The 3,745-nt window shown below is 38.8% G+C and carries 3 protein-coding genes; all 3 read left to right on the top strand.

Translation table 11 applies throughout. The features are described 5' to 3' along the window. Positions 1-172: 172 nt before the first annotated feature. The 3 genes from DXA55_RS16765 (at position 173) to DXA55_RS16755 (ending at position 2,852) form a co-directional block, all read left to right on the top strand. Positions 173-349, top strand: a complete 177-nt coding sequence (locus DXA55_RS16765) for a helix-turn-helix domain-containing protein (RefSeq protein ID WP_003864535.1) — start codon at positions 173-175, stop codon at positions 347-349. A 120-nt stretch (positions 350-469) separates the two neighbouring features. Continuing rightward, complete coding sequence (locus DXA55_RS16760) at positions 470-1,459, top strand: helix-turn-helix domain-containing protein (RefSeq protein WP_117814656.1); 990 nt, start codon at positions 470-472, stop codon at positions 1,457-1,459. Between the two features lies 1 nt (position 1,460). Beyond that, the gene (locus tag DXA55_RS16755) at positions 1,461-2,852 is read left to right on the top strand and encodes a tyrosine-type recombinase/integrase (RefSeq protein ID WP_173817058.1); all 1,392 of its coding nucleotides are present in this window, start codon (positions 1,461-1,463) and stop codon (positions 2,850-2,852) included. The last annotated feature ends 893 nt before the right edge of the window (positions 2,853-3,745 follow it).

The raw sequence follows: 3,745 nt of genomic DNA, 5'->3' as shown, positions 1-3,745 counted from the left end.
ACTTAATTTCATGAAAAATGTAAAAATCTAATGTTACGAGTTGCATTAAAGAAAACTCGTAAGAAAAAAAGTAAAAAAATTTGCTTTTGACCACTGTAAAACATGCTCTGAGCGTTTCGTTATATGAAGGGATAATTTTTCTTTCATATTTCAAAGAAAAGAGGATAAAGAAATGTCAGAAAAAAGATGTTATACAGTTCAAGAGTTACAGGAAATCTTAGGAGTCAGCAGACCTACTATTTATAACCTTTTAAAGAAAAAGGAATTCCGGTGGATCCAGTTGGATGGCGGAAAGTATCGCATCTCTAAGAAGAGTTTCGATGACTGGCTCGATAACTTGGAACAATAAAAAACAGGGTGTTGATCAGGCAGATTTTGTCTGCAATCGACATCCTAAATTTTTATCTGGATTTGAGATATGATATAAGAAAAAACACTAACACTAAAAAAGACAGGAAGTGAAGAATAAATGGCAACAGCAATTGTGAAACAAAAAGAAGTTCCGGAAATGGACGCTGTTGAAGAGATCATTTCAAAGATATCAGAAGACAGTCCTTACAAACGGCGTCCGACACAAAAGAGAACCTGGATGACCGTGCCGGAAATGGGAAAGCTGCTGGGATTAAAAAAGACAGATCGATACTGGCTGGTGCATAAAAATGTTTTTGAATCTAAAGAGATTGCCGGAAAGATACGAATCAATATTGCCAGCTTTGAAAAATGGTACGCCAATCAGATTAAATACCATAAAGTTACCGGAGAAGAACCGGGGAAAGAATTGAAATCCTGGTCCTATTCCGTTAAGGAAGTTGCGGATCTGTTGGGTGTTGATGAGTATCTTGTTTATGATTTACTCAAGAAAAATCAAATGGAAGCTGTTATTGTCGATTACTGGAAACGAATACCAAAAGAATCTTTTCAGAACTGGTATAAAAGCCAGTCCCGGTATCGAACAAAGGAAGACAGAGAAAAAGATGCTCTTCTGGAAGATGCAACAATTACGATGCCTGAGATGGCACAGCTGCTTGGAACAACCAGAAGCGCAGTATATACAATTCTTGATAATCCAAAGTATAGTCATTTTTTTGAATTCATTGTGATTGCAGAAAAGAAAAGGATCACAAAAGAGAGTTTTCAAAAATTCCTGGAAGGTCAGGATCGGTATAAGCTGGATCCATCGAATGATTATGAAGAACTTGCACAGGAACAGAATATTGCCCTGGCTAATTTCCGGCGGAAGAAATTATCACAGACCGGAATACGAGGAAGCAATGGAAATATAAAGTATCTTACTTTTGATGAAGCTTCCTATCTGGCAAAGGTCAGCAGAAGCATGATCAACAAGTGGGCGGATACAGGAAAGTTCACCGTAATAAAAGTTGGCAGTCGAGTTAGGATCCGTCGGGATGAATTTGAGGACTGGATGGAGCAAAGAGATTTGGAAAGGAGTATGCAATAATATGGCATCAATAAGAGAACGAAACGGAAAATTCAATGTAATCTATTCTTATACGAATGAAAAAGGCGAGAGAAAACAAAAATGGGAAACCTATGAAACAAAAGCCGAAGCTAAAAGAAGAAAAAAAGAAATTGAATATAAAAAAGAGATGGGATCATTTGTCGTCCGTAAATGCAAAACACTGGACGAGCTTATTACAGAATATGTTGCACTTTATGGCAAAGAAAACTGGGCGCTTTCTACATATGAAGGAAATGTCTCTCTTATCAATAACTATATTCTTCCGATCATTGGTGATACGAAACTCTCAGAGATCAATACCCGTTTCATCGAAAGATATTATCAGAGTCTTTTGAAGAGACGTGCAGTTATCAATCCATTGAATAAAACCAGTCGAAATGAATTTGTATCTTCCAGTACGGTCAGGGATATTAATAAGCTGCTTAGAAACTGTTTTGAACAGGCAGTGAAATGGGAGTTGATGGAGAAGAATCCTTGCACCCATGCGACTGTACCAAAACATAAATCACAAAAAAGAGACATCTGGACAGCGGATACATTGATGTATGCGCTCAGTGTCTGTGAAGATGAACGATTAAAGCTCGCAATTAATCTATCTTTCTCATGTTCCCTGCGACTTGGTGAGCTGCTTGGTCTTACCTGGGATTGTGTAGATATTTCTCCTGAGGCAATTGAAGAAAACCGTGCATATGTCTTCATCAACAAAGAATCACAGCGTATAAGAAAAGAATCTTTAAATGCATTGGATGGAAAAGATGTGTTGTTGGTATTTCCGACAAATCATAAGAAGAATTCTACGGTCCGTATTCTGAAAACACCGAAGACAGAAAGCAGTGTGCGTAAAATATTCTTACCGAAGAGTGTTGCTAATATGTTGGTAGACTGGAAGGTTGAGCAAGATGAAATGAAAGAAATTCTTGGTGATGAATATATGGACTATAACCTGGTTATGGCAAGTACCTTTGGTCTTCCTCTCGGAGATGGAGCAATCCGTGGTCCTTTAAAAAAACTGATCGAGGACTATAATCTCCCACCGGTTGTATTTCACAGTTTTCGTCATAGCAGCGTTACTTATAAGCTGAAATTGAATGGTGGAGACATCAAGGCGGTACAGGGTGATTCCGGCCATGCTCAGGTCAATATGGTTACGGATGTGTACTCTCATATTCTGGATGATGACCGAAGGAAAAATGCAGAGCTTTTTGAAGAAGCGTTTTATGAGAAAAAGAATCTGGATCCACAGATGCATGTACAGCAGGAAAATAATAATGCAACTGTTGCTGATGAAGTCGATCCGGAACTTCTGGCAAAAGTGTTGGCAAATCCAGAGATGCGGGCATTGCTCAATTCACTGGCGAAGACGATGAAGTAATTAGTCTATCTCCATAATATCTATTGGAATCTCCATCATTTGATGATGGAATGATGGAGATTCAGTTACAAAAAAGGTTACAGATATTTTTACTGAATAAAATTTGCCAGTCAAAAACGCATGGACAAACCGTCTCGTATGCGTTATATTATTTATAGACAAGAAAATATCTTGTGCTTTCGATAGGAAGTTTAATTGAATACTGTTTACCATGATCGAACGTACGAAGCATGGTGGTCATATAACAGATGTCGATGGTAATATCAAGGCATTCCCCAATTATTAGCTGGAGCAAACAATCAGCTAACTTTCAGAGCTTTACAGAGCTTGACAGAGGGGGTATTCAGAATAACTCGAATTGAATTGGAAACAGTTTTATATAGTATCCCACTTGGGTTTACCTTACCTCAGATTGACAGAGAGTGACAATAGGTTGGAGCTCTCCTAAGCGAGGGGTCGGAGGTTCAAATCCTCTTGGCGACGGGCTTCAAAGCGTTCGAAAATGTTAGCTGGATTAGCTGACAGCGAACGCTTTTGTTATTTTCTAATCACGTTCGCGACATGAAATTCCATTCAAATGATCAATTTCCAGCTAACGCAATCCGATTTTTGTTAGCTGACAGCTAATCAAAATTACCGGTTTGCAAACATGGGTTTTAGGAAGTCCAGCTAACATTTGGGTTCCGCTCTGTTGTCACCCCTTATTCGGGGATGTAAATCAGAGAAAAGTCGGGAAAAGAAACAATCTCTCCCAAACCTGCAAACATAAATTAGCTGAAACAGTAGTGAACCTCACATGACTAAAGTCACGTGCTTCCGGCCGCTTTAGGCGGCAGACCAAATATCGGCGGATACGCCTGTTACTTAGATTTTGCACAGATATGTGCTTCTTC

Source organism: Blautia sp. OF03-13 (genome assembly GCF_003460685.1).
Classification (GTDB): Bacteria; Bacillota; Clostridia; order Lachnospirales; family Lachnospiraceae; genus Fusicatenibacter; species Fusicatenibacter saccharivorans.
The sequence above is the reverse complement of the archived record's forward strand: the minus strand, read 5'-3'. Positions and strand labels throughout refer to the sequence as shown.

Excerpts from the sequence above, each read along its gene's own strand:
- DXA55_RS16765 (WP_003864535.1), top strand. The coding sequence starts at position 173 with ATGTCAGAAAAAAGATGTTATACAGTTCAAGAGTTACAGGAAATCTTA.
- DXA55_RS16760 (WP_117814656.1), top strand. The coding sequence starts at position 470 with ATGGCAACAGCAATTGTGAAACAAAAAGAAGTTCCGGAAATGGACGCT.
- DXA55_RS16755 (WP_173817058.1), top strand. The coding sequence starts at position 1,461 with ATGGCATCAATAAGAGAACGAAACGGAAAATTCAATGTAATCTATTCT.